This window comes from Streptomyces malachitofuscus, from assembly GCF_055571035.1.
Genome location: NZ_JBVIGA010000029.1, coordinates 67690 through 91709, shown reverse-complemented (window position 1 = coordinate 91709; position 24020 = coordinate 67690). Strand labels below are relative to the sequence as shown.

Annotated in this window: 26 protein-coding genes and 1 pseudogene; 12 read left to right on the top strand and 15 right to left on the bottom strand. The window is 70.6% G+C overall.

Annotated features, from left to right (window positions below):
- Nucleotides 1-97: 97 nt before the first annotated feature.
- Nucleotides 98-529 carry a VOC family protein gene (locus ACZ44S_RS33230; protein WP_466935871.1) on the top strand — a complete coding sequence of 144 codons (432 nt, stop codon included), beginning with the start codon at nucleotides 98-100 and terminating at the stop codon, nucleotides 527-529.
- A gap of 309 nt (nucleotides 530-838) precedes the next feature.
- Nucleotides 839-1036: a hypothetical protein gene (locus tag ACZ44S_RS33225; RefSeq protein ID WP_466935868.1), complete on the top strand. Its 198-nt coding sequence runs from the start codon at nucleotides 839-841 to the stop codon at nucleotides 1034-1036.
- A 116-nt stretch (nucleotides 1037-1152) separates the two neighbouring features.
- Here the strand turns inward: ACZ44S_RS33225 and ACZ44S_RS33220 are convergent, their stop codons facing one another.
- Nucleotides 1153-1560 carry an isomerase gene (locus ACZ44S_RS33220; protein ID WP_466935866.1) on the bottom strand — a complete coding sequence of 136 codons (408 nt, stop codon included), beginning with the start codon at nucleotides 1558-1560 and terminating at the stop codon, nucleotides 1153-1155.
- A gap of 152 nt (nucleotides 1561-1712) precedes the next feature.
- Here ACZ44S_RS33220 and ACZ44S_RS33215 point away from each other — a divergent pair, with 152 nt between their 5' ends.
- Nucleotides 1713-2489: a helix-turn-helix transcriptional regulator gene (locus tag ACZ44S_RS33215; protein WP_466935864.1), complete on the top strand. Its 777-nt coding sequence runs from the start codon at nucleotides 1713-1715 to the stop codon at nucleotides 2487-2489.
- Here the strand turns inward: ACZ44S_RS33215 and gvpJ are convergent, their stop codons facing one another.
- On the bottom strand, nucleotides 2490-2858 hold the full coding sequence (gene gvpJ, locus ACZ44S_RS33210) for a gas vesicle protein GvpJ (protein ID WP_466935862.1): 369 nt from the start codon (nucleotides 2856-2858) through the stop codon (nucleotides 2490-2492).
- 84 nt (nucleotides 2859-2942) lie between these two features.
- The gene (locus tag ACZ44S_RS33205; protein WP_466935860.1) at nucleotides 2943-3938 is read right to left on the bottom strand and encodes an ArsR/SmtB family transcription factor; all 996 of its coding nucleotides are present in this window, start codon (nucleotides 3936-3938) and stop codon (nucleotides 2943-2945) included.
- 133 nt (nucleotides 3939-4071) lie between these two features.
- Between ACZ44S_RS33205 and ACZ44S_RS33200 the strand changes: the two genes are divergently transcribed.
- On the top strand, nucleotides 4072-5028 hold the full coding sequence (locus tag ACZ44S_RS33200; RefSeq protein ID WP_466935858.1) for an SMP-30/gluconolactonase/LRE family protein: 957 nt from the start codon (nucleotides 4072-4074) through the stop codon (nucleotides 5026-5028).
- A 36-nt stretch (nucleotides 5029-5064) separates the two neighbouring features.
- Here the strand turns inward: ACZ44S_RS33200 and ACZ44S_RS33195 are convergent, their stop codons facing one another.
- Complete coding sequence (locus tag ACZ44S_RS33195; protein ID WP_466935855.1) at nucleotides 5065-5886, bottom strand: NAD(P)H-binding protein; 822 nt, start codon at nucleotides 5884-5886, stop codon at nucleotides 5065-5067.
- Between the two features lie 123 nt (nucleotides 5887-6009).
- Between ACZ44S_RS33195 and ACZ44S_RS33190 the strand changes: the two genes are divergently transcribed.
- The 6 genes from ACZ44S_RS33190 to ACZ44S_RS33165 all read left to right on the top strand — a co-directional run bounded on the left by ACZ44S_RS33190 (nucleotide 6010) and on the right by ACZ44S_RS33165 (nucleotide 12014).
- A complete protein-coding gene (locus tag ACZ44S_RS33190; RefSeq protein ID WP_466935852.1) occupies nucleotides 6010-6609 on the top strand; it encodes a TetR/AcrR family transcriptional regulator in 600 nt (199 codons plus the stop codon).
- 163 nt (nucleotides 6610-6772) lie between these two features.
- Nucleotides 6773-7915: a tartrate dehydrogenase gene (locus tag ACZ44S_RS33185; RefSeq protein WP_466935850.1), complete on the top strand. Its 1143-nt coding sequence runs from the start codon at nucleotides 6773-6775 to the stop codon at nucleotides 7913-7915.
- A gap of 20 nt (nucleotides 7916-7935) precedes the next feature.
- Complete coding sequence (locus ACZ44S_RS33180; protein WP_466935848.1) at nucleotides 7936-9198, top strand: MFS transporter; 1263 nt, start codon at nucleotides 7936-7938, stop codon at nucleotides 9196-9198.
- A gap of 56 nt (nucleotides 9199-9254) precedes the next feature.
- Entirely contained in the window at nucleotides 9255-10241 is a 987-nt protein-coding gene (locus ACZ44S_RS33175; protein ID WP_466935845.1) for a phosphoglycerate dehydrogenase, read from the top strand.
- A gap of 44 nt (nucleotides 10242-10285) precedes the next feature.
- Nucleotides 10286-11671, top strand: coding sequence for an acyclic terpene utilization AtuA family protein (locus ACZ44S_RS33170; protein ID WP_466935842.1), 1386 nt, complete (start codon nucleotides 10286-10288; stop codon nucleotides 11669-11671).
- Nucleotides 11664-12014 carry a DUF4387 domain-containing protein gene (locus ACZ44S_RS33165; RefSeq protein ID WP_466935840.1) on the top strand — a complete coding sequence of 117 codons (351 nt, stop codon included), beginning with the start codon at nucleotides 11664-11666 and terminating at the stop codon, nucleotides 12012-12014. Before ACZ44S_RS33170 ends, ACZ44S_RS33165 begins: the two co-directional genes overlap by 8 nt.
- Before the next feature lie 616 nt (nucleotides 12015-12630).
- Here ACZ44S_RS33165 and ACZ44S_RS33160 read toward each other — a convergent pair.
- The 4 genes from ACZ44S_RS33160 to ACZ44S_RS33145 are packed head-to-tail and all read right to left on the bottom strand — an operon-like array spanning nucleotide 12631 to nucleotide 17520.
- Nucleotides 12631-13758, bottom strand: a complete 1128-nt coding sequence (locus ACZ44S_RS33160) for an XdhC family protein (RefSeq protein ID WP_466935837.1) — start codon at nucleotides 13756-13758, stop codon at nucleotides 12631-12633.
- Nucleotides 13755-15935 (bottom strand): xanthine dehydrogenase family protein molybdopterin-binding subunit, encoded by a 2181-nt coding sequence (locus ACZ44S_RS33155; protein WP_466935834.1) that lies wholly within the window; start codon nucleotides 15933-15935, stop codon nucleotides 13755-13757. The genes ACZ44S_RS33160 and ACZ44S_RS33155 overlap by 4 nt, the downstream gene beginning before the upstream one ends.
- Nucleotides 15932-16918, bottom strand: a complete 987-nt coding sequence (locus tag ACZ44S_RS33150; RefSeq protein WP_466935831.1) for an FAD binding domain-containing protein — start codon at nucleotides 16916-16918, stop codon at nucleotides 15932-15934. Before ACZ44S_RS33150 ends, ACZ44S_RS33155 begins: the two co-directional genes overlap by 4 nt.
- Entirely contained in the window at nucleotides 16915-17520 is a 606-nt protein-coding gene (locus ACZ44S_RS33145; RefSeq protein WP_466935829.1) for a (2Fe-2S)-binding protein, read from the bottom strand. The genes ACZ44S_RS33150 and ACZ44S_RS33145 overlap by 4 nt, the downstream gene beginning before the upstream one ends.
- 171 nt (nucleotides 17521-17691) lie before the next feature.
- On the opposite strand from ACZ44S_RS33145, the gene ACZ44S_RS33140 reads away from it, so the two are divergent.
- Both ACZ44S_RS33140 and ACZ44S_RS33135 read left to right on the top strand, forming a co-directional pair.
- On the top strand, nucleotides 17692-18612 hold the full coding sequence (locus ACZ44S_RS33140; protein WP_466935826.1) for a LysR family transcriptional regulator: 921 nt from the start codon (nucleotides 17692-17694) through the stop codon (nucleotides 18610-18612).
- A 105-nt stretch (nucleotides 18613-18717) separates the two neighbouring features.
- Entirely contained in the window at nucleotides 18718-18948 is a 231-nt protein-coding gene (locus ACZ44S_RS33135; protein ID WP_466935823.1) for a substrate-binding domain-containing protein, read from the top strand.
- 53 nt (nucleotides 18949-19001) lie between these two features.
- On the opposite strand, the gene ACZ44S_RS33130 is transcribed toward ACZ44S_RS33135, so the two are convergent.
- From ACZ44S_RS33130 to ACZ44S_RS33100, 7 genes and pseudogenes are all read right to left on the bottom strand, one after another.
- Nucleotides 19002-19643 (bottom strand): TetR/AcrR family transcriptional regulator, encoded by a 642-nt coding sequence (locus tag ACZ44S_RS33130; protein WP_466935821.1) that lies wholly within the window; start codon nucleotides 19641-19643, stop codon nucleotides 19002-19004.
- Complete coding sequence (locus ACZ44S_RS33125; RefSeq protein ID WP_466935818.1) at nucleotides 19640-20038, bottom strand: PaaI family thioesterase; 399 nt, start codon at nucleotides 20036-20038, stop codon at nucleotides 19640-19642. Before ACZ44S_RS33125 ends, ACZ44S_RS33130 begins: the two co-directional genes overlap by 4 nt.
- A gap of 54 nt (nucleotides 20039-20092) precedes the next feature.
- A complete protein-coding gene (locus tag ACZ44S_RS33120; protein ID WP_466935924.1) occupies nucleotides 20093-21436 on the bottom strand; it encodes an MFS transporter in 1344 nt (447 codons plus the stop codon).
- Nucleotides 21437-21504: 68 nt separating this feature from the next.
- Nucleotides 21505-21990: a MarR family winged helix-turn-helix transcriptional regulator gene (locus ACZ44S_RS33115; protein WP_466935816.1), complete on the bottom strand. Its 486-nt coding sequence runs from the start codon at nucleotides 21988-21990 to the stop codon at nucleotides 21505-21507.
- 189 nt (nucleotides 21991-22179) lie between these two features.
- Nucleotides 22180-22416: pseudogene (locus ACZ44S_RS33110) on the bottom strand (long-chain fatty acid--CoA ligase); the annotation flags it as partial.
- A 187-nt stretch (nucleotides 22417-22603) separates the two neighbouring features.
- The gene (locus ACZ44S_RS33105) at nucleotides 22604-23530 is read right to left on the bottom strand and encodes a LysR family transcriptional regulator (protein ID WP_466935814.1); all 927 of its coding nucleotides are present in this window, start codon (nucleotides 23528-23530) and stop codon (nucleotides 22604-22606) included.
- Nucleotides 23531-23731: 201 nt separating this feature from the next.
- Complete coding sequence (locus ACZ44S_RS33100) at nucleotides 23732-23935, bottom strand: hypothetical protein (RefSeq protein WP_466935811.1); 204 nt, start codon at nucleotides 23933-23935, stop codon at nucleotides 23732-23734.
- Between the last annotated feature and the right edge of the window lie 85 nt (nucleotides 23936-24020).

The following is a 24020-nucleotide window of genomic DNA, read 5'->3' as shown; positions in this document are numbered from 1 at the left end:
GGCACCTGGCTGGATGGAAGCGGACTAGATCACGCGTCTGACATCGTTGTCAATACTCGGAACGGCAGTTGCTCCGGGCGGCTGTTAGGGTGCGCCCGTGTCTTCGGTCAAGCAGGTCCAAGTGACGTTCGACTGCGCGGAACCCGAGCGTCTCGCTCGCTTCTGGTGCGAGGTGCTCGGATACGTCGTGTCGCCGCCACCGGCGGGGTTCGCGACGTGGGACGACGTCGACCGCTCCCGGGCTCCCGAGGACCGGGGATCGTGGTTCGCGTGCAGTGATCCCTCAGGCGTGGGGCCGCGGCTGTTCTTCCAGCGCGTTCCCGAAGGCAAGGTCGTCAAGAACCGGGTGCATCTCGATGTGAGGGTCGGCACCGGGCTGCTGGGCGAGGAACGCCTGGCCGCGCTCGAAGCCGAGTGCGCACGACTGGTCCCGCTCGGCGCGGTACGCGTGCGGCTCCTGTACGACGGCGGCGACGACGCGTGCATCGTGATGCGGGACATCGAGGGCAACGAGTTCTGCCTCGACTGAGCACCGCCCCCGGGCCAGGGTTCGCAGGCCCCCGCGCCCCCACCGCCGCCCTCGCAGCGTCGGCAGCCGAGGTGGGCCTGGTGGGTGGTCGGGGTTCTCATCCCTGTCGCAGGCATCATCGTGACCTTGACCGTCAGTGGTCAGGAAGCGGCCCCCTCCGCGGACTCGGTTCCGTCGAAGAGTGTGACGGAGCCGGCGGATTCGACACCCCCCGGAACACCGCGGCCGTCGTCCGACGCGACCGCTTCGGCGTCATCGACTCCCGGCGTCACGAACAGTCCCGGGCGCACGGCGAACGAACCCGCGCAGGTGAGATTCGGACCGGAAGTTGTCGACTTCCCGGAGGGCGACGAGAGGATCGACCTGGACACCGAGCCCCCGCTCGTCATCGAAAGGATCACCAGGGGCACCGACATCGGCGTCGACGTCAGCAATGCGGCGATCAGCACGCTCAACGGTGAGTCCCAGCCTGGCCCCGCTGCCTCCCTCCGACTCGGAGCCGAGTGAGGCCACATGCCTCGAGGCCATGCAGATCCCGGCCGGGAACCATCCAACTCGAAATCACCGTATGGGAAATGCCGGAGTGATGCCGGGCCGGGTCCGGCAGAGGAGCGGAACGCGGCTCAGTCGTGGGCCTGAGGGTCGAATCCCTCCGGCGCCTTGTCCAGGAACGTGGTGACGGTGTCGATGCGACCGTCCGGGCCGAAGGCGAGGACGTCGGTTCCGGTGGCGAACTCCTCACCCCGGGCGTCGAGTTGCCACTGCAGCCGGGCGTGGCCGTGGTGGATTTCCGGCTCCCGGCGCGCCCGGAACGCGACGGTCTCCATGTGCTGCCGGAACCGCTCACGGAAGTCGATCAGGGCCTGCCGTCCGGTGAGGACGCCGACCGGTGCGCAGTAGCGGATCTCCTCGGTGAAAACGCCGGACGCCGGGTCGTTTCCCTCGTCGGACGACGAGGTGTTCCAGAACCGCAGGTACCGGTCGAGGCTCTCCTGGTACCGGGCGGTGGTCGGTTCGATGGTCCGGGACATGGCCGGCTCCTTCTGTTCGGTGGTCGGGCATCGGGTGGGGCCGTGCGGTGAGAGGCGCGGTCCGTGCCCCGACTGTGCGATGCGCGGCGGCACGATGTCGATGACCTGTGAGGTCATTGCCGGGCGCACACCCGGTGGGAGACCCTCGTCCCATGGTCACCTCGGAACCGGTCGGACTCCTCGTACGGCGCTGGCGGCAGCGCCGCAACCGGTCACAGCTGGACGTGGCACTGGCGGCGAACCTATCGACCCGGCACCTGAGCTGTATCGAGACCGGGCGTGCCACCCCGAGCCGCAACATGATCGAACGGCTCTGCGACGAACTCGACGTGCCGCTGCGGGAGCGCAATGCCCTCCATCTGGCGGCGGGCTTCGCGCCCGTCCATCGCGAACGGCCGCTCGCGGACCTCGGCGCGGCCCGGGCCGCCGTGGAGGCGGTACTCGCCGGTCACGAGCCCAGTCCGGCGCTCGCGGTCAATGTGCGATGGGAGTTGTTGGCAGCGAACCGGGCCGCTACGGCGTTCTTCGCCGATCTGCCCACCCCGCTCCTCACCCCGCCGGTGAACGTCCTGCGCGCCACACTGCATCCGGGCGGGCTGGCCCCGCGGATCCGCAACCTCGGCCAGTGGCGGGCGCACGTGCTGCGCCGTCTACGCCGTCAACTGGCCCGGACAGCGGCCGAAGGGCTCGCGGAACTGCTGGCCGACCTGGAGTCCTACCCCGCACCCGCCGCCCTCTTGGACGAGGAGAGCCGCGACGACCTCGCCGTCCCGATGCTCCTGTCCTCGGACCACGGTGACCTCGCGTTCTTCTACACGACCACGGTCTTCGGCTCGCCGAGGGACGTGACCTTGGACGAGATCGCGGTGGAGACGTTCTTCCCCGCCGATGACGCGACAGCCGAACGGCTCAGGAGCGTGCGGTGGTGACTACTTCCGCCGGGGTTCGTCGCGAGCCTGCTGAAAGGCCTCGGAGACGGTTTGCGCTGCACCGGACAGCAGTCCCTTGGCCACTCCTTGCGAGCCCGACTCCCGCATCTTGTCCGGGAGTTCGGTCAGCCCGGTGGGCTTGCGCGGTCCCGACTCCAGATCCAGCCGGTTGCACGCCTCGGCGAAGCGCAAGTAGGTGTCGACGCTCGCCACCACGATGCGAATGTCGATCTTGAGTATCTCGATACCGACGAGAGAAACCCGTACGAACGCGTCGATCACCAGTCCCCGGTCGAGGATCAGCTCCAGGACGTCGTAGAGACCGCTGGAGCCTCCGCCCCCGCCACGCTGCTGCACCACCTGATTCATCGCGATCAGCCCCTTTCCCAGCCCTCGTGCCCGCTGGATGACCCTTCATGTCCCGCCATGGCATCCGGGGGGTGGGAGGAAGCCCTACGGGTTCCCGTCGAGCAGGGCCCGGCCGAGGGGAAGCAGGGTGTGGAGGACCGCCGTGCCGGTTCTCTCGGTGCGGATCAGTCCCGCAGTGCGCAGGACGGCGGCATGCTGACTGGCACCGGCCAGTGAGATGCCCGTGCGTTCCGCCAGGGCGGTGGTGGTGGCCGGCGTGCGCAGCGCGGCCAGAACGGCGGCTCGCGTGCGGCCGAGCAGCGGAGCGAGGGCGTCGAGGGACACATCGGCGGTGTCGCCGTCGTGCAGGGGATACACCAGCACCGTGGGTTCGTCCGGGTGGTACCCCACGAACGGCCTGCCGGCGAAGAAGGAGGGGACCAGGAGCAGACCGCGCCCGCACAGCGGCACGTCGAAGGCCGAACGCGAGGGCAGGTGGAGCGTCGGGGGCTGCCACCGCCAGGTCGGGGCGAGAGTGGTCAGCAGCGCGTCCACGCCTCCGCGCAGCAGCATCTCGGCGCGCAGCGCACGATCCGCCGCGGCCGCGGCGGCGATGTGGGGCCAGAACTCCGTGAGGGACGAGGCATGGTAGTCGCGCAGATCCCGGACCAGGGCGTCGCGTGCCCGAGGACTTCCCTGCGCGAGTTCGCGCAGCTGCCGGTCGACGCCCGGCGACCGGCCGTCGCGTCTCCCCATGACTCCCGCCGGTTCGGTGAGCTGCGCCAGATCCCGGTGAAGCCGCGGGGCCGGTGTGGCGTGGACCGACTCGACCGCGTCGCCGAAGCAGGAGGCGCCCGGCTGCAGCAGGAAGTCGGGGAGATAGTCGTCACGGCGGACCAGCTCCGCCAGCATTCCCGCCCGGCTCACGGGGGTTCCGCTCATCGCACGCTGCCATTGGAGCGGTCCGGCGCGGCGCCCGTTGCCCACCGTCGGCGTGGCCAGCAGCAGGCGCACGCTGAGCGCCGTTTCGAACAAGGCGTCGGGGCGCGGCGCCACCACGATGCGGCGCAGGTCGGCGGCCGAGAAGTGAAGACGGATCACGGCCACCGATTATCGGCAACACCGGGCCTTTCAACCAGGGTTGAAAGGCCGGGCGGCGGCGTGCCGTGCGGACCAGCCTGGGGGAGTCGCTCCACGAACCCTCGTGGTCACGGCTCTTCCAGGAGGTCGATTCATGCATATGACGACACGGCTCCTCTGTCTGGGGGCCTCGGTGCTCCTCGCGGTGTCCGGTCAGACCGGCACCGCCGGCGCTCGGGACCTTCCCGACACCTACGTCGTCTCGCGAGCCCCGGGGATTCTGCCCGAGGGCATCACCGTGGCGCGCGACGGCACGTTGTACGTGTCGTCCGACGGGACGGGGAGACTGTTCCGGGGCCATGTGGGCGACCCCGAGCTCCGCCCGTTCCCCGCCCGGGGCGTCGAGGACCGCACCAGCACACTCGGTGTGCACACCGACCGACGGGGCAGGGTCCACTCCGTCGGCGGTGCGACCCTCACGGTGCACGACGCACGGGGGCGGCTGGTGGCACGGCGTACCGCTCAGGACGGCCCGCTCGGCGCACCGGATCTCAACGATCTGGTCATCACCCCGGATGCCGTGTACGTCACCGACTGGGCCAACCCCGTGATCCACCGGGCCCAGGTGCGGCACGGCCGGATCGGCCCGTTGCGCCCCTGGCTCGACATCCGTTCGGCCTCGCCGCAGTTCCCGGCGCAGTACTGGCTGCTCAACGGCATCGTGGCCGATCGTGCCGGCGGGACGCTGCTGGTGGCGTCCAACGGCACCGAGGCGCTGTGGCGGGTGGACACCTCCTCGCGGGCCGTGGAACAAGTGCGGCTGGGCGGTGAGTCGTTCGGCGCCGACGGCATGGTGCTGCGTGGCCAGACCCTGTACGCGGTACTCAACTACGGCGCCCCGAGCGGGGTGTACGTCGCCGAGCTGGACGAGGACCTGCGTGCGGGCGCGGTGCGGCACCGGATCACCGGAGAGCCGTTCGACCTGCCCACCACACTCGCCCGCCACGGCTGCCGGCTGTACGTCGTCAACAGCCAACTCGACGATCCGCCGGGCGAACCCCCGTACACGGTGTCGGCGATCGCCGATCCCATGTGCCCGCAGACCGGGTGAGAACGCGATCCCGGCCCACCCTGGCGGGTATGAGGCTCAGCGGAAGACGGACACGTGGCATCCCGTCCAGTGGGCGTAGGAATGGGGCGCGCGGCCCAGAAGCTGCTCGACGGCAGGGCTGACGGCCTGCTCGGCGGGGCTCGGCGTGCCCAGGATGGCCAGCGTCGCGTCCACCACGGGCTCCGGCATCATGTGCAGCATGCCGGAGCGCGCCTCCTCGGGGGTCTGCTCGGTGAAGGTAATCGGTTCGCCGAGCGCCTCGCCGATCACCTGGGCGCGCTGACGCGGCGTCAGCGATTCCGGGCCGGTCAGCTCGTACGTCCTGCCGTGGTGGCCGCCCTCGGTCAGTGCCACCGCGGCGGCCGCCGCGATGTCGGCCGGGTCGATCATCGGCAAGGCCGTGTCCGCGAACGGTGCGGACACCGTTCGCCGTGTCCGCACCCCCTCCGCCCACTGGAAGGTGTTGGTGGTGAATCCACAGGGACGCAGCACAGTCCACTCCACGTCCGATGCGCGCAGCGCGGCCTCATGGGCGGACGCGTGACGATAGGCGTCCGGCCGGGTACCGGCACCCTGTGAGGAGAGCAGTACCACCTTGGTGACGCCGCCCGCCTGAGCCGCCTTCAGTACCGCTTGGGGATCGCTGCCCGCGACGATGAGGAACAGTGCGCGGGCCCCGTCGAGCGCGGAGGTCAGGGCGGCCGGGTCGTCCAGGTCCGCCACCCGGTGCACCGCCCCGCCGGGCAGGGGTGCGCCGGGAGCTCGCCGGGACAATGCGGTCACCTGGGCTCCGGCGCCCGCCAGTAGTCCGACGAGTTCCCGGCCGACGTTCCCCGTCGCACCTGTTACGGCGATCATGAGCTTCTCCCGTGAGTCAGGCGTGTACGGCCGCAGCGGCCCACGCCATGAATTAGTTAGCTGACTGACTAAGAACCTACACGCTTCTGGTCCGGACGCAAGCCGTCTATGGTGATGAGTGAGATGACTGACTCAAAGAAGAAGACGGGCCCGCGCTCCGCCCGGCGCGGGTCCGGCAAGCGCGAGCGGCTTGTCACGGCTGCCACCGAGGTGTTCCATCGTCAGGGGGTCGAAAGGTCCACCCTCAGCGACATCGCCCGCGTCGCCGACGTCCCGGTGGGAAACGTCTACTACTACTTCAAGACCAAGGAGCAGCTCGTTGCCGCTGTCGTCGCAGGCCACGCCGACCGGCTGCGCGAGCTGACCGCCGTACTCGACGAGCTGGCCACCCCGGCCGAACGTCTCAAAGCCCTCGTCGGAGGATGGGTCGACCAGCGCGACCTCGCCGCCCGCTACGGCTGCCCCTTCGGGACCCTCGCCGGCGAGCTGGACAGACGCGACGACGGTCACGACCACACGGCCGCCCCGGTGATGGAACTCCTGCTCGACTGGGCCGAGGGACAGTTCCGTGCCATGGGGCACCGTGACGAGGCGCGCGACCTGGCCGTCTCGCTGGTATCGGCCTATCAGGGCATGTCACTGCTCACCAACACCCTGCACGATCCCGACCTGATGAGCCGTCAGGGGCGTCGGCTGGAGCAGTGGATCGACTCCTTGGCCTGACCGGAGCGCCGCAGGCTTTCCCCTGAGGAAAGCCTGCCTTGCCGGTCAGTGTCTTGTTCGGCACGTCATCGCTGGCCATGGTGGGTCCACACGGTGGCCGGACGCTTCAACCGGGCGTTCACCACCGGCGAGCACATCGATCACGTGGGCCGAGGAGTGGACCGTGCCGAACACCTACCGCATTGCCGTGATCCCGGGTGACGGGATCGGACGGGAGGTGGTCCCCGAGGGCCTGAGAAGCCTCCGAGCCGCCGCGGAAGTCCACGGGTTCCGGCTCGCGGTCACCGAGTTCGACTTCGCCAGCGCCGACTACTGGCTCGAGCACGGCACGATGCTCCCCGAGAACTGGCGGGACCTGCTCGGCGGCTTCGACGCCATCTACTTCGGGGCGGTCGGCTGGCCCGAGGTCGTCCCGGACCACGTTTCCCTGTGGGGCAGCCTGCTGCAGATGCGGCGGGGGTTCGACCAGTACGTCAATCTGCGTCCGGTCCGGCTCCTGCGCGGCGTACGCAGCCCGCTGCGCGACCACCGGCCCGGCGACATCGACTTCCTCGTCGTCCGGGAGAACACCGAGGGGGAGTACTCCAGCATCGGCGGCCGCATCTTCGAGGGCACCGACCGGGAGACGGTGGTGCAGGAGACGGTCATGACGCGCACCGGGGTCGACCGGGTGCTGCGCTATGCCTTCGAGCTGGCCGCCTCCCGGCCCCGCAAGCACCTGACCTGGGCGACGAAGAGCAACGGGATCTCGATCTCGATGCCGTACTGGGACGAGCGTGCCGAGGAGATGGCCGCCCGGTATCCCGAGGTGGCCGCGGACAAAGATCACATCGACATTCTGACCGCGAAGTTCGTCCTGCAGCCCGACCGGTATGACGTGGTGGTGGCGAGCAACCTGTTCGGTGACATCCTCTCGGACCTGGGGCCGGCCTGCACGGGCACCATCGGCATCGCCCCCAGCGCCAACATCAACCCCGACCGTGCTTTCCCCAGCCTCTTCGAGCCGGTGCACGGCTCGGCCCCCGACATCGCCGGTCTCGGCGTCGCCAATCCCGTCGGGCAGATCTGGAGCGGCGCCATGATGCTCGATCACCTCGGTGAGCCCGGGGCGGCCGCACACGTCGTGGCGGCGATCGAGAGCGTGCTGGACGAGCAGCCCGACGCGGTCACCCCCGACCTGGGCGGTTCCGGCACCACGTCCGGACTCGGCAAGGCGATAGCCGACCGCATTGCCGCGAGCCCGCCCGCAGGACTCCGTCCCCACGGCGACGCGGACCGCACGCCCGGAACGGCATCGGCGTCATGACCCGGCGGAGCCCCGGGCCGGTGGCTGAACGGCAGCGCCAAGGGACTCGGCGCATCACGTTCCTGGTCGCTCTCGCGGTGTTCGCCCAGGAGTCGACGTGGAACTTCTACGAATCACAGGTGCCCCCTCTCCTGAAGGAGCACCTCACCAGCGCGGCCCTCGTGGGCCTGCTGATGGGCATGGACAACCTGCTGGGCATCTTCATCCAGCCGTGGATCGGCAACCGGTCGGACCGCACCCGGACCTCCTGGGGCCGGCGCATCCCCTACCTGGTCGTCGGCATGCCGATCGCCGCCGCGCTGTTCGTCGTCATCCCGCACACGGCGGCGTCACTGCCCCTGCTGATCCTGGTCATGTTCAGCTATGCACTCGTGGCCAACACCTTCAAACCGATCGCCGAGGCGCTCGTCCCCGACTTCATTCCGCCCGGGAGACGCAGCCGCGCCAACGCCGCGGTCAAGATCGCCTCCAGTGTCACGGCCATCGTCGCTGCGCTCCTGAGCATCTTCCTCGTCGACGACCACCTGAACGTGGCGTTCGCCATCCCCGCCATCATCATGCTCGTCTCCGTCCTGGTACTCGCGGCCACCGTGCGCGACAGCCAGTCCGACGGCTACCGAGCCGCGGTGGCGGAGGGCCACGAGGCGACGGAGCGGAATGACCCACGGGTGTGGGACACCTTCGTGGGCATCCTCAAGGACACCGATCGCAGCCGGCTGCTCATCCTGGTGGCCATCCTGCTGTTCGGCGGCGCGTGGGCCGCATCACGGTCCCTGATGACGCCGTACGGCATGGAAGCGCTCGACATGTCACGAGGAGCTGCCGGAGGTCTCACGCTGCCCAGCGGCATCGCGTTCATCCTGGCCGCCTATCCCGCGGCGGTCCTGGCCGAGCGCTACGGACGGCTGCGGGTCATGGCCGCGGGCATGTCGGTCTTCGCCGTGGCCATGGTGCTGGGCACGGTGATCCAGACACCGACCGGCACCGCCACGGCCCTGTGCCTGGCGGCAGCGGGCGCCACCTGCTTCCTCGTCAACGCGGTGGTGGTGCTGTGGAACCTCGCCCCGTCGGCCCGGGTCTTCGGCACCTACGCCGGCCTGTACACCGTCGGCTGGGCGAGCGGAGGCTTCCTCGGCCCGGCGGTGGTGGGCGGCATGGTCGACATCACCGGCTGGTCCCTGATGCTCATCGACATCGCCGTCGTCGCCGCACTGTCGATCGCCGTCGTCGTCAGGATCACCACGCTGCAGCGTCGTCGGGCCGCCCTGACCCTCGCCAAGTGACGAGGCCCGTGGCCAAGAATCCGATCGAAGGCGCAGCGAGAAATGAGGAACCACCCGTGCCCCGCATCCTGATCACAACGGACTATCTGCGGCCGGGCGACGAAGTCGACCAGTATCTGCGCAAGCACGGCCACACCACCGTCCACGCACCGATGACCGGCCGCCGCGACCCCGAGGAGCTCGTCGCCGCCCTCGACGGCATCGACGGGGCACTCGTCGCGAACGAACCCCTCACCGCCGACGTCCTGTCCAGGGCTCCCCACCTCAAGGCCGTCGTCCGCACGGGCGTGGGCTACGACTCGATCGACGTGGCCGCCGCGCGCGAGCTCGGTATCACCGTGAGCAACCTCCCGGGCATCAACGCCGGCGCCGTCGCCGAGTACACCCTCGGCCTGCTCCTGGCGGCGGCGCGGCGGCTCGTGCAGAGCGCGACGGAGGTGGCAGCCGGTGGCTGGCCCCGGCAGGACGGCCACGAACTGCGCGGGTCGACCCTGGGGCTGATCGGCTACGGGGCCGCCGCACGCGCCGTGGTGCCGCTCGCGCGGGCCTTCGGCATGCGGGTGCTCTGCGCGACCACCGTGCCCGACAGCGCGCGGACCGACCCCTCGGTGGAGTTCACCGAGCTCCCCGAACTGCTGGCCGCCTCCGACTACGTATCGGTGCACACCGCACTGACGGAACGGACCAGACACCTGCTCGACGCCGACGCCTTCCGGCGGATGAAACCGACAGCGGTCCTGGTCAACACCGCGCGGGGGGCCGTCGTCGACGAACGGGCGCTCGCCGACGCGGTCCGTACGGGAGAGATCGCCGCGGCGGCACTCGACGTGGTGGACGAGGAGCCGCTGCCCGGCGACAGCCCCCTGCGCGGCATCGAGGGCATCGTCGTCCACCCCCACATGGCGGGACAGACCGCCGAGGCCAGGGCCGCCGCGGGCCGGGAGGGCGCGGCCGAACTGGTGGCCGCCCTGGAGGGGCGACCGCGGTTCGCCGTGAACGCCCCCACGCCGCCGGCCGCCCCCGCCGCCGGCGGCAACGGATGAACGCCGGCCCGACCAGGCGCCGGACGTCGACAAGGAAGAGGAACATGGACCACGAACGGGTCGACAGCATCAAAGTGCTGGCGCCGACCGGCATGCTCGGCGCCGGCTTCCCCGAAGCCACCATCGAGCGCGGCCTGGCGCTCGGTGCCGACGTGATCTCCGTGGACGCGGGGAGCACCGACTCGGGCCCCTACTACCTGGGATCCGCACAGCCCAAGACCACGCGTGCCGCCGTCGCCCGCGACCTGCGCGTCCTGCTCAAAGCGGCAGCGCGGGCCGGTATCCCGCTGATCGTGGGCTCCTGCGGCACCAGCGGCACCGACGCCGGCGTGGACTGGATCGCCGGGATCACCGCCGACATCCTGGCCGACGAGGGGCTCGGTCTACGGGTCGCCCGCATCTACAGCGAACAGGAGGCCGGCACCCTCGTCGGGCATCTGGACGCGGGCCGCATCCACGCCCTGCCGCCCCTGGGCGAGCTGAAGGCGGAGACACTCGAGAGCTGTACGCACATCGTGGCCATGATGGGACACGAACCCATCGTCGCCGCCCTGGAGGCCGGGGCCCAGGTGGTGCTCGCCGGACGCGCCACCGACACGGCCGTCGCGGCCGCCTACCCGCTGATGAAGGGCATGCCCGCCGGACCCGCCTGGCACGCCGGCAAGATCATCGAATGCGGCGGTCAGTGCACCACCGACCCCCGGGCCGGGGGAGTGCTGGCCACCATCGACGCCGACGGCTTCACCATCGAACCGCTCGACCCGGCGATCGCCTGCACCCCGATCCTCGTCGCGGCCCACATGCTCTACGAGACGGTGAACCCCTTCCAGATGCGTGAGCCCGACGGCACCCTCGACGTCCGGGAGGCCACCTACACCGCGCTCGACGACCGCCGGGTGCGTGTCGAGGGCTCGCGCTTCCACGTCGCCGACCAGCACACCGTCAAGCTCGAAGGCGCCCGTGTCACCGGCTACGAGACCATGTCGTTCACCGCGATCCGCGACCCGCACATCCTCGAGCACATCGACGACTGGGTGGATCTCCTGCACACGATCACCACGCGGCGCGTGGAACAGACCCTCGGCCTGAGCGAGGACAAATACGCGTTCGACGTGCGTCTCTACGGTTACAACGCCGTACTGGGGCACCTCGAGCCGGCCCAGGGGGCGCCGCGTGAGGTGGGGGTCATGCTCCTCGTCAACGCTCCGGACCAGAGCACCGCCACCGCCGTGGCGAAGGTCGCCAACCCGTTGATGCTGCACCTGCCGACGCCCGACATGAGCTACCTGCCCAGCCTCGCGTTCGCCACCTCACCGGCCGAGACGGAACGCGGGCCCGCCTACGAGTTCGTGCTCAACCACGTCGTCGACACCACCAGCCCCACCGACATGTTCCGCATCGAGATCGAGGAGGCCCCGCACCGTGGCTGACAACGCCCCCACCACCCTCGCGGACCTCGCGCACGAAGTCCGGTCCAAGAACGCCGGACCCTTCTGGGTCACCATGGAGCTCTTCATGCGGGACACGCACGGCTACGCCGTCGCCGCCGACCCGTCGTTCCTCAACGAGCGCAGGATCGCCGAGCTGTACGGAGTCGACGAGGACGACATCCAGATGTTCCGCATCCCGTCCCTGAACGTCGTCAAGATCTCCTTCCCGCGCCCGGTCAGCCAGGCCTCGCTCCGTGACCGCGACGTCCACTCCGGCCAGCACCACGTCCCGCTGGCGATGCTCCCCGTACCGGACCGGACCCTCACGGGGCCGTCGGACTGACCGCGGCCACCGTCGGCCGGCTCTCGGCACGTCCTCGGAACGACCGGGACCGGTCGGCCCCGTGGAACGGCCCGCTTCCCTCCGGGCTCCGCACCCTCCGCGCCGGCGTCCGCTCACCGGGGCGGCGACCGCCGGACCCGACGGGCCTCGGCTCACACCGGCGCGCCCCTGGCCGGTCCCGACCACGTCGACGTCGCCCCGCCATTGCGGATGCCGGACGCACCACGTGCCTCAGCGATCCCCGCACATCCCTCATCCGAAGGAGCAGTTCCGTGCCGACACCCGCCGCGCCCCCCTCCGGACCGCCCGTGCACCCGCCCGCCAAGGGCCGCTCCGGGGCCCGGCGCCGCCGGGCGCTGCCGGCCGCTGCCGGCCGCGGCGCTCGCCGTCGCGTGTCTGGGAACACTCGGCAGCGCACCCGTCACATCGGCCCCCGCCGTGCGGCCCACCGCTGCCCGGCGTCGACAAGTGGCCCGCCATGACCGCGGCCCAGGAGCGCGCCTGGAGCCGGATCGACGGTGTGGGGATAGCTCCCTGACCCCGTGACGGTGATGTCCGGGGCGGGGGAAGTGCGAGCGCCCCGGCCCGGCTGTCGAGGGGGACCTCGCGGGCCCGCTCAGCCGCGGTTTCCCACGGCCGGCCCGCGATGGACCGGGCCCGCACGTCGGGAGAGCCGTTCGCCTCCACCTCCGTGGCGCGCCGCGATGATCTCGGCGGCGATCGAGACGGCCGTCTCCGCGGGTGAGCGGCCGCCCAGGTCGAGACCGACCGGAGAGGACAACCGGGCCAGGGCCTGCGCGGACACGCCCGTCTCGGCGAGCGCACGAGCGCGACGCGCATGGGTACGGCGCGACCCCAGGGCGCCCACGAACGCGACATCGAGTCCCAACGCAGCCTCCAGCAGCGGGATGTCGAACCGGGGATCGTGGCTGAAGGACACGGCGACCGTCCGCGAGTCGACCCGCCCGGCCGCCGCCTCACGGGCCAGGTAGGCGTCCGGCCGGGCCACGACGACCTCGTGGGCGTCCGGCATCCGCTCCGCGGTGGTGAACAGCGGCCGTGCGTCGCAGACGGTGACCTCGTAGCCCAGGGTGCGGCCGACCGAGGCGAGAGCCGCGGCAATGTCACCGGCCCCGAACAGCAGCATCCGGGGCGGCGGTGACAGGGAGCGCACGAAGACGCTGAGGCCCTCGGACGCGTGGTGGAGCAGTCCGCTGTCACCGGCGCGCAGCAGTGCGCGTGCCTCGTCCAGGACGCCGGCCGGCAGGCCCGGCGGGCACAGGTCGTCGTCACGGCCGTCGATGTGGATCACCACAGGGGCGCCCGCCGACCGCGGCCCGCGGTGCTCCAGTACCGTGACGACGGCGACGGGGACGCCGGCCCGCACGGACTCGACCACCTCGCCCAGCCCGGGAAAGGCGTGCCTGTCGACGGGCTCGATGTACACCTCCAAGGTGCCGCCGCAGGTCAGACCCACGGCGAAGGCGTCGTCGTCGCTGATGCCGTACGTCGCCCGCTGCGGGGTGCCGTCCCGCACCGACTCCCGGGCCCGTTCGAGAACGTCGCCCTCCACACAGCCGCCCGACACCGACCCCACCACCTGGCCCTCGGGCGTGAGCAGCATGGACGACCCCGTCGGCCGCGGAGCGGAACCGAAGGTGTCCACGACGGTGGCCAGCGCGGCGGTCCGGCCGGACGACCAGGCGTCGTACAGGGCGTACCAGAGGTCGTGGTCGCGGGTCACAGCAGCTTGTCCTGGGTGAGGGGCAGGTCACGCACGCGTTTGCCGGTGGCGTGGAACACGGCGTTGACGATCGCGGCGGTGACCCCGGTCATCGGTGTCTCGCCGAAGCCGCGGGCGCCCAGGGCGTCGCTGGCGGGGTCGGGCCGGTCGATGAACTGCACCTGGATGTCGGGGACATCGGCGTTGACCGGTATCAGGTACCCGGACAGGTTCGGGTTGACGATCCTGGCCGTGGCGGGGTCGACGAGGGTGTGCTCGAAGAGGGTGAAGCCGATGCCCCAGATGATGCCGCCGAGGGCCTGGCTGCGCGCCGTCTTGCGGTTGAGGACGGTGCCCGGGTCGTAGCAGCCCACCACACGGGTCACGCGGACCCGGCCGAGCAGGGGGTCGACGCGCACCTCCACGAAGACGGCTCCGGTCGAGTAACCGAGCGGTGTGTCGACGGGGTCCACCTCGAAGTGCAGGGGTGTGCCGCCGTGTCCGATCACCGACCGGTAACTGACCCGCGAGCTGCGGTCGGCGGTGTCGAAGAGGTGGCCGTCTCCGGTGTCCACCCGGTCGGCGGGGACGCCGCGCAGCGGGGAGCCGGGCTGGGACACGGCCATCTCGATGACGGCCGTGCGGGCGGCGCTGCACACGCGGTTGACGGCGCTGCCGACACCGGGGGCCGTGGTGGAGGCGCCCGAGGCGTAACTCTGGGGGAAGGCGCTGTCCCCGAGTTCGAACGTCACGTCGGAGACGGGGATCCCGAGCACCTCGCCGGCGATCTGCGTCATGACGGTGTACGTGCCGGTGCCGAGGTCATGGGTGCCCACCTGGATGCGCGCCCTGCCGCGGACGTCGAAGGTCATGCGGGCCCCGGATCCCGGGCGGCCGCCGGCGGTGTGGGCGGAGGTGGCCATGCCCCAGCCGACGAGTTCGCCGCCGTCGCGCATGGAGCGAGGGCGCGGGTCGCGCCGGGACCAGCCGAACATCGACGCTGCGCGGTCGTAACAGTCACGCAGGTAGTTGCTGCCCCACTCCTCGCCGTCCGCCATGTTGCGGCTGCTCCAGTTGCGCTTGCGTAGCTCGACCGGGTCGAGCTTCAGGGCGTGCGCGAGTTCGTCCAGCGCCGCTTCCTGGGCGTGGCTGGAGCATGCCTCCGGGGACCGGATGAAGCTCTGGGTGGGCAGGTCCAGGCGTACGGTGCGCTGCACGTTGGACAGATGGGGGATGTCGTACAGCATGCGGATCGGCTCGCTGCTGTTGAACAGGGCGACGTCGCCCCGGGTGACCTGCTGGGTGCTCACGTGGTCGAGCGCGGTGATCCGGCCGTCGCGGGTGGCACCGACGCTGATCCTCTGATGGGTCTCGGCGCGGTGTCCGTTGGAGGTGTACATGTGCGCCCGGGTCAGTACGAGCTTGACCGGCCTCCCCACGGCACGGGCGGCGGCGCAGGCCAGGACGGTGTGGGCCCAGACCGGTCCCTTGGAGCCGAATCCACCGCCGAGGTAGCGGGAGATCACCCGGACGTCGTCGAGCGGCACGTCCAGGGCCTCGCTGACGACGTGCTGGGTGTTGCCCAGGGCCTGTGTGGTCTCGTACACCGTCACCTTCGAGCCCTTCCACACGGCGGTGGTGGCGTGGGGTTCGATCGGGTTGTGGTGGTGCATGGGGATCGTGTACTCGGCCTCGACACGGACGTCGGCCCGGGCCATGCCCTCGGCGACATCACCCCGCTCGAAGGTGTTGGGGCCGTCCGGTCCGGTGGGCGTCAGGAACGGCTCGCCCCTCGCCAACTCGCCCAGTGGACGGCCTGTTTCCTCGTACTCGACCTCGATCAGCTCCGCGGCCCGCTGGGCCTGCTCCAGCGTCTGTGCGACGACGAGGGCGACCGGCTGGCCCGCGTGGTGGATCTCGGGTGACTGGATGGGGATGAAGGGCTTGAAGAACGGCCGGTAGGTGGGCCGCTTCAGCCGCGGCATGGTCGCATGGGTGTAGACGGCGACGACCCCGCGGGCGGCCTCGGCGGCGCGGGTGTCGATCCTGGTGATGCGCCCGCGGGCGATGGTGCTCATGGCCATGTACCCGTGCAGCAGCCGGGGGACGCGGACGTCCGCGGTGTACTCGGCCGCACCGGTCACCTTCAGCCGGGACTCCACGCGGGACAGCGGCCGGCCGACGACGTCGGTGTTCATCGGGAACCTCCGGTGTAGCGGCCGAGTACGTCCTGGAGTGCGCGCTGCACCAGCTCGACCTTGAACTCGTTGTCCTCGCGGGGCCTGGCGTCCCGGACCAGGACGCGCCCGGCCGCCTCGATGGTCCGCTCCGTCAGCGGCCCGCCTCGCAGCGCGGCCTCGGCCTCGGCGGAGCGCCAGGGGCGGGTGGCGATGCCGCCGAAGGCGAGGCGTGCCTCCTCGACGACCCGGCCGCGCGTCTGCAGCACCGCGGCGACGGACACGACGGCGAACTCGAACGTGGCACGGTCCCGCAGTTTGAGGTAGCGCTGGCGGGTTCCGGCGGCGGGCAGCGGCACCTCGACCGCGGTGATCAGTTCACCGTGTCGCAGCGCGTTCTCGACGTGGGGCGTGTCGCCGGGTTCCCGGTAGAAGTCGGCGACGGAGACGGTGCGGGCGCCGTCCGGGCCGAGCGTGTGCACCGTGGCATCCAGGGCGCGCAGGGCGACCGCGAGATCGGAGGGGTGAACGGCGATGCAGTGGTCGCCGCCGCCCAGTACGGCGTGCTGGCGGCTGCGGCCCTCCAGAGCGGCACAACCCGAGCCCGGCTCACGCTTGTTGCAGGCGAAGCCCGTACCGCGGAAGTACCAGCAGCGGGTGCGCTGGAGCAGATTGCCCCCGATCGTCGCCATGGTGCGGACCTGCGGCGAGGCGCTCGCGAGTAGTGCCTGGGAGAGTAGCGGCAGCCGCTTGCGGACCAGCGGGTGCAGGGCCACGTCCGCCATCGGCGCCAGGGCGCCGATGCGCAGCCGCCCTCCGGACTCCTCGATGCCGGCGAGGGGGAGCCGGCTGATGTCGACCACCAGTGCGTGGTCCTCGGCACCGTCCTTCATCAGGTTCAGCAGGTCCGTACCGCCCGCGACGAACGTCGCGTCCGCGCTGCGGGCGACCAGGCGTACGGCCTCGGCCGCCGCATCCGGGCGGACATAGGAGAAGTCCCTCATCGCCGCACCGCCTTGGCCGCGTCGGCGACCGCGTCGACGATGTTCGGGTAGCAGCTGCAGCGGCACAGGTTGCCGCTCATCCACTCACGGATCTCGTCCTCGGAACCGGTGTGGCCCTCCTCGATGCAGGCCACCGCCGACATGATCTGCCCTGGCGTGCAGATGCCGCACTGGAAGGCATCACGCCGTATGAAGGCCTCCTGCACCGGGTGAAGCCGCTCCCCGCGGGCGAGCCCCTCGACGGTGGTGATGGAGCGTCCGTCCTGCATGACCGCCAGCGTCAGACACGCCTTGATGCGCCGCCCGTCGACGAGCACGGTGCAGGCGCCGCACTCACCTCGGTCGCAGCCCTTCTTGGCGCCGGTGAGCCCGGCCCGCTCACGCAGGGCGTCGAGCAGGGTGACCCGGGCCTCGACTCCCTCCAAGCGGTGCCGTTTCCCATTGACCTCCAGCGTGAGGTCGATGACCGCCTTGGGCTGTGCCGCCTGCCGGACCTGATGGGGCGCGGTCGCGGTCCGGGGGCCGTCCGGGAGCGGGGCCATCACGGCCGCTGCTGCGGCGCCCCCCGATTTCAGGACGTTGCGCCTGCTGTGTTCGGGCATGGGCGAACGACTCCTCGTATGCGGGTTCGGTGGGATGAGACCGAGCCTGGGCCTCCCGCGCGGCATTCGTCCAACGCCAAATGGGAATGTTCGCCATGCGCTCGACGCATGATGACGGTCATCCAGCCTGCGGTGCATGCGTGACCTGCATGTGAGCGCTACCGTGGGTGCGTGTCACTTCTGCGGAATGTCGACCTCAACCTCCTCGAAGCGCTGGCGGTGCTCCTCGAGGAGAGGCATGTGACGCGGGCCGCCGACCGGTACCACCTGAGTCAGTCGGCCATGAGTCGTGTGCTGCAACGCCTCAGGGAGACCTTCGACGACGAGCTTCTGGTGCGGACACCCAGCGGGTACGAGCCGACCCGCCGCGGCCGGGAGATACAGTCGGAACTCGCCGTGATCCTGCCGCGACTGGAGATGCTGCTGCGCGGTGAGACCTTCGACCCCGCCAAGGCCACCGGCCAACTCCGCATCCACTGCACCGACTACGCCACCTCCGCGCTCGGCCCCGGCCTGCTGCCGCGTCTCGTCCGTGAGGCACCGGGCATCACCTTCAGCGTCGCCCCGTTGAGCGACCAGTCCTTCACCGACGTCGAACAGGGCCGCGCGGACCTGGTGATCGCCGGTGTCACGGCACCCCCTTCCCTGCGCTGGCAGACGCTCTTCGAGGAGGAGTTCGTCTGCCTCCTGGCGCGGGACCATCCCGTCACCGCCGAGCGGTTGAGCATCGAGGACTTCATCGCGCATCCGCACGTCGTCATCACCGTCCTCGCCGACGGTCAGACCATGGTCGAGCGCCGTTTGGACGAGCACGGGCTGCGCCGCCGTACCGGCTTGAGGGTGCCGTACTTCTCCGCCGCGGCCGGTGCTCTCCCCGGTACGGAACTCATCGCCGCTCTCCCGCGCCGCAGCGCACTGGCCTACGCCGATCACCCCGACTACCGCATGGCCGAGGCTCCCGACGAACTCCCGCCATTTCCCTACGGCATGGCCTGGCATCCCCGCGTAGACGACGACCCGGCCCACCGATGGCTGCGGCAGACCGTACGGGAGACCACGGCGTTGGTCACCGGGCAACTGGCGGACCACTGACGGTGGTCGCCTCGACCGGGAGGGCGTCGCCACGGAGGTCCTGGTGAGGAGGACCGTCGGGCGTCTGCAGGACGCGCGCCTGCAGGCCGTACACCGGCCGTGCGCGTGGCGCGCGACCGTGGGACGGCGGTACCGGACGACCTTTCGGTGATCGGTTACGACGACGCCCCCGTGGCCGCCCTGACCGGCCTCTCCACGATCCACCAGCCCATCGTGGAAAAGGGCCGGCAGGCCGCCGGCATGCTGGTGGACCGCATCGTCGGCGGCAGCCGCAAGCGGACTCTGCTGCGCACCAGTCTGGTCGAGCGGGGCTCCACGGCCGCCCCACGCCGGTGAAACCGTGACGCCCCGCTCCTGAACCGGTGCCCGCCTTCGCGCCGGAGTCAGCCCTACCGCATCACGGTGGACATCGAGGGCCGGGGCGCGTGGGATGCGGTGAGAAGAGCGCCGTGCACGGCTGAGGACGCCGCCCGGGTGGCATAGCGAGCGGGGTCCGAGGGCCATGCGTCATCGCGTTCCTGCTGGATAAGAAGACTGACCGCACCGTGCATGCCGGCACACAGCAGTCTGGCCGTTTCAGTGGTGCTCTCCACTGGTACTCCGGCATCGGCGCAGGTTGCGACCTTGTCACGGAAGTACCGGAAACACGCGTCCGCGTTCTGGCGACTGGCCTCGGTGGCCTCGCCGTCCATCACCAGTCGGTACTGGGAGGGATGGCGAAGCCCGAAGACTATGTAGGCGACGCAGGTTTCGTAGAGCGCTGTCACCGGATCCGGGAGCTCCCGGGCCACCGCTTCCAACTCGGCGAACAGCGAGCTCCACACCCGCAGGCACGTGGCGTGGACGAGTTCCCTCTTCGAGGCGAAGTGGAGGTAGACGGCAGGCGGTGTGACGCCCGCGCTGCTCGCCACGGCGCGAATCGTCAGCGCGTCGGCACCACCGTCTTCGAGCAGTTGACCGGCGATGTCGAGAAGCTGCTCGCGGAGCAGGCCGCCCTGGCCCTTGGCGGCGCGAACGCGGGAGCCGGTCACTTCGGCTTGACGGCGGTGACCACCTGGGTCACCCGGGCGCACAGCTCGCCCTCGGTGTCGTGCACGTCGACTTCGATGACGGTGTTGCGTCCCACCCGGAGGGGACGAGCCGTGGCAACGACGTCCGTGTGGGCCGGCCGAAGGAAGTGCGTGGTCGACTCCACGGTGGCCGGTGCGGACCCGGCCGGACCGTTGAGCGCGGCGCACACGGCACCGCTCACGTCGGCGAGGCCCATCAGCGCTCCTCCGTGGAGACCACCGCCCACCGTGGAGAGTGAGAGATCGTGGGCCAGCGTGGCGCGGACGCCGGCTGCCGTCATCTCGTCGAACACGACTCCTAGGGTCCGGGCGTACGGCGCGAGTGCATAGACGTCCTCGGCTGCGAGTGTGGGCACGGGATGCTCCCATCTGAGTGAGGGGCGATAAGTTATCTCCGTTAACTCATCTGGTCAACCACGAACTTCCGACCGGAAGGCCATGTCGCGCGGTGTGGTGCCGAGGCGGCCCAGCGACCGGTCGGCCGCGCACAGGACCAGGAACACAGCGGCCACGCCGATGAGTGACCAGGCCATGGTGTGCAGTCCGTAACTGGTGGCGCCGTCGCGGAAGAACATGGCGTTCGCCGCCGCCGCGAACAGTGCGCCGACGTACATGAAGGTGCGCAGCAGCCCCGCGGACGAGCCCATGCGGGCCGGGTCGGACTGTGCGTACAGGGCGTTCTGGTTGACCAGTCCGATCAGCCCGTGCGGGATGCCGACCACCGCGCTGAGCGCGACAAGCAGCCAGACCGGACTGTCGTCGTGCAGCAGCAGCAACGCCGCGCAGCCGAGGCACTGGAACAGCGCTCCGACGACGAGCTTGCCCCGCACCCGGCTCCGGCGCCCCGTGAGTACGGTGACACCGATGGCCGTCGCCGGCAGCGGCACCAGCAGCAGCCCGGCCTGCGACGCGCTGAGTCCTCGACCCTCTTGGAGCCACTGGCTGTAGCCGTAGAAGAAGGCGTACGACGTGGTGTAGGCGAGGCACTGGCGGGCGAACGTGGCGAGCAGCGGTACGTTGCCGCCGAGGACCCGAAGATCTATGAAGGGCTGCCCGACGCCGAGTTCGCGGCGGACGAACACCGCGCCCGCGGCCAGACCGAGCACCGGCAGGTACCAGTGTGCGACCGCCGGGTTCATCAGGAAGAGCATGAACGCGGTCAGTGATCCCGCGAACCACAGCATGCCCGGAACATCGATGTGCGGCGGCCCGCCCGAGGGCGTCGCGCGGGGCAGCCACAGCGCGCCCAGGACACAGCACATGAGGGACAGCGGCACGTTGATGCCGAAGATCAGATGCCAGCCGCCCGTGCCGATCAGCAGGCCGCCGAGGGCCGGGCCGACGACGGCGATGACCTGGTTGGATATCGACAGTGCGGCGAGGACGCCGCTCGGGTTCCTCCGGCCCGTTCGCTCGGACTCGGACCGCAGCAGCGACATGGACGCCGGGAATGCCGCCGAGGTGCCGAATCCCAGGAGGACGCGGGAGGCGACCAGGACCCACAGGTTCGGAGCGAGCGTGCCGAGCAGCCCGGCGAGGCCGGCCAGCGCCGTGCCCAGCAGATAGAGCCGGCGCGGACCGAACGCGTCGACCAGCCGGCCGATCACCGGCTGACCGACGGCCGTCGCGAGATAGAGGCCCGATACCAGCCACGCCGTCTGCGAGGGCGGCACGCCGAAGGCGCGCCCGATGGGCACCAACGCGACCGCGAGCATCGAGGAGTTGACGGGGTTGAGGATCGACCCCAGGATCATCGGTGCGATCAGGCGACGGTCGAAGCCGTCCTTCTCTCCCCGACGCTGTCGTTGCGCAGCGGTCCGCGTCACGCCTGCGCCACCTTGTCGAGCAGCGCCATGGCGGTGATGACCGCCCGCACCTCCTCCTCGGTGCCGTGTTCTTGCAAGGCGTGGGCGAGCCACGCCTGACGCGCGAGGCGCTCGCCCCTGCGCCGCTCGCGCCCCCGGGCAGTGAGCGAGACGACCTGCCGCCGCCCGTCAGCGGGGTCCGGGCTGCGCGAGACGAGCCCGGCCTCCTCGAGGGCGATGACTGTCTTGGCCATGGACTGAGGCCGTACGCCTTCGGCAGCGGCGAGTTCACTGGCGGAGGCGGGACCGCTCCTGTCGAGGCGGCGCAGGACGGAACTCTGCGGCGGGGACGGCTCCCGCTCCCTGCCTCCGTCTCGGACCGCCCCCTCCTCGGCCGCCTCCAGGGTGCGTAGTTTGCGACGGAGGCGGCCGAACACCACCCAGATGTCGCCGGCAGCCTGAACGGCCGCCTCGGTCACGTGCTCCTCGTCCGCCCGCGTCATGTCCTCAGGGTAGATAGACAGCCCAGGGTGTACAACCTGGGCTGTCTATCTGAGTCTCCGGCTCCTGCTCAGAGGCGTGTGCCCGCCCTACGCCTCGCGTGTACCCCGGTGCGTTTCGTCGAGGAGGTCCCGGTACGGGCGTTCGACCACCGGCCGCTTCACCTTCGGACTCGGCGTGATCTCGCGGTCGGCCGCCATGTTCGTCGGCCGGACCACCGGGAGGTTCTCGATGATCCTTTCGGCGCGGCCGTCGACGGTGACGACATGGCCGACCTCGATGTGGGTGGAGGTCAACGCCTTGCCGAAGACGTGCGAGAGCGGCAGCCACATGTGCTCCACGTCGGTGGCGCGGAGCAGCCCTGTGGCGGCCGTGGTCTTGGCCATGTACGACCAGCTGTCGTGCGGCAGCCGGACGCCCTTGGGGCGACACAGGCGGGCAGCCGGCGCGCCCAGTCACTACGAGAGCGTAGCCATCAACGATCCCCTCACTGTGCGGAGGACGACTCGCCACATCCTTCTGAGTGGGCCTGACGACCGCCGCACAGGTGACTTGAGGGTTTTCTGACGGGTCGGTTCCGGCACCGTCAGGTACACCGGTCACCGGGCAGAGGGATCAATCGGCGCTCGGCGTGACCGAGGACCGGCCCTTGGCGTGCTCCAGGCGCAGCGGGAGCCGGGTGGCGAGGTGGTCGATGAGTGCGCTGACACGTCGCGGGACATGACCGTCCTCCTCCAGGAGGGCGTAGATGTCGGCGGCCGGCGTCGCCAGATGCGGCAGGACCCGGACGAGTTCCCCGCGCTCCAGATGTGGCCTGACGTGCCACTCCGACCGCATGATCACACCGCGGCCCTCGAGGGCCCAGCCGGTCACCACGTCACCGTCGTTGCTCGAGAGACTGCCGTGGACCCGCACATGCCGGGGACGGTCCGTGTCTCCGAAGCGCCAGAGCGAGAAATCGCTCTCGTTCTCCCGCAGCACGATGCAGTTGTGGTGGGCCAGATCCTCGATGGCGGCCGGTGTGCCGTGCTCGGCGAGGTAGGACGGTGCCGCGCAGGGCACACGCCGGTTCTTGGCCAGGCGCCGCATGCGCAGCGAGGAGTCAGGCGGTATACCCACGTGGACGGCCACGTCGAACTCACGCTGGTGCGGCCGTAGAGGCAGCGCGGACGTCTGCATCCGGACGTGAAGTTCCGGGTGCGCCGCGGCGAATTCGCCCAGCAACGGCGCGATGTGCGTGCGGCCGAGGCCGAGCGTGGCTTCCACGACCAGCGACCCACGCAAGGCCCCGGCTGTGTCGGTGATCGTGTCCTCGAGTTCGCGAACCTGCTCGAGGATCGCCTCGACGCGCGCCGCGTACAGTTCGCCCTCCGAAGTCAGTACGAGTCGACGGGCGCCGCGCTGAACGAGCCGGACCGCCAGGCGGCGCTCCAGCGCGCTGAGACGTTTACTGACGACGGGCAGGGAGCAACCGAGTTCCCGCGACGCCGCCGTCAGCGTCTCGCTCGAGGCGACCACGTGGAAGAACTGCAGGTCGTCCATGGCGGAACGGCTCTTGGACCAGGGGCGACCAGAACGCCGAGAGCTTTCCATGGGGGAAAACGTACCTTGCCGGTTACGGGCTTGTTGCCCGTGTGACCGCTGGCCAAGGTAGGACCCAGTCGCGCCGTGACCGGAATGCCGCTGCGGCGCGGCAGGCTGGTTCCTCCACCTGACCCCCGGTGACTGCGTCCGTCCCGGCGGTCAGGCGCATTCCGGACGGACCGTGTGTCCGCCGGTCGGGCGGGCTTCGGCACTCGGTGTCGCGTGATGTGCCTGCTCGCCAACGTCATCCGCAACGCCGTGCACCACAGCCACACAGGTGGTCATCTCTTCTTCGTCGGGGCCGGTGAGGCGCAAGCGCTGGCGCTGGCTCCGCTCGCAGATGCGGCGCGCGGTCTCGGTCATCGAGGCGACCGGGCTCAAGCCCTTCCGGCCGGCCACCAGCCGGCCAGTCCGGCACGGAGGGCCAGGACGAGGAAGCCGACGGCGA

Coding starts and splice junctions, on each gene's coding strand:
- ACZ44S_RS33145 (WP_466935829.1), bottom strand. CDS start 17,520: ATGCCCGAACACAGCAGGCGCAACGTCCTGAAATCGGGGGGCGCCGCA.
- ACZ44S_RS33150 (WP_466935831.1), bottom strand. CDS start 16,918: ATGAGGGACTTCTCCTATGTCCGCCCGGATGCGGCGGCCGAGGCCGTA.
- gvpJ (WP_466935862.1), bottom strand. CDS start 2,858: ATGAATCAGGTGGTGCAGCAGCGTGGCGGGGGCGGAGGCTCCAGCGGT.
- ACZ44S_RS33115 (WP_466935816.1), bottom strand. CDS start 21,990: ATGACGCGGGCGGACGAGGAGCACGTGACCGAGGCGGCCGTTCAGGCT.
- ACZ44S_RS33195 (WP_466935855.1), bottom strand. CDS start 5,886: ATGATCGCCGTAACAGGTGCGACGGGGAACGTCGGCCGGGAACTCGTC.
- ACZ44S_RS33190 (WP_466935852.1), top strand. CDS start 6,010: ATGACTGACTCAAAGAAGAAGACGGGCCCGCGCTCCGCCCGGCGCGGG.
- ACZ44S_RS33220 (WP_466935866.1), bottom strand. CDS start 1,560: ATGTCCCGGACCATCGAACCGACCACCGCCCGGTACCAGGAGAGCCTC.
- ACZ44S_RS33105 (WP_466935814.1), bottom strand. CDS start 23,530: ATGGACGACCTGCAGTTCTTCCACGTGGTCGCCTCGAGCGAGACGCTG.
- ACZ44S_RS33170 (WP_466935842.1), top strand. CDS start 10,286: ATGGACCACGAACGGGTCGACAGCATCAAAGTGCTGGCGCCGACCGGC.
- ACZ44S_RS33100 (WP_466935811.1), bottom strand. CDS start 23,935: ATGACCGAGACCGCGCGCCGCATCTGCGAGCGGAGCCAGCGCCAGCGC.
- ACZ44S_RS33215 (WP_466935864.1), top strand. CDS start 1,713: ATGGTCACCTCGGAACCGGTCGGACTCCTCGTACGGCGCTGGCGGCAG.
- ACZ44S_RS33200 (WP_466935858.1), top strand. CDS start 4,072: ATGCATATGACGACACGGCTCCTCTGTCTGGGGGCCTCGGTGCTCCTC.
- ACZ44S_RS33155 (WP_466935834.1), bottom strand. CDS start 15,935: ATGAACACCGACGTCGTCGGCCGGCCGCTGTCCCGCGTGGAGTCCCGG.
- ACZ44S_RS33120 (WP_466935924.1), bottom strand. CDS start 21,436: ATGATCCTGGGGTCGATCCTCAACCCCGTCAACTCCTCGATGCTCGCG.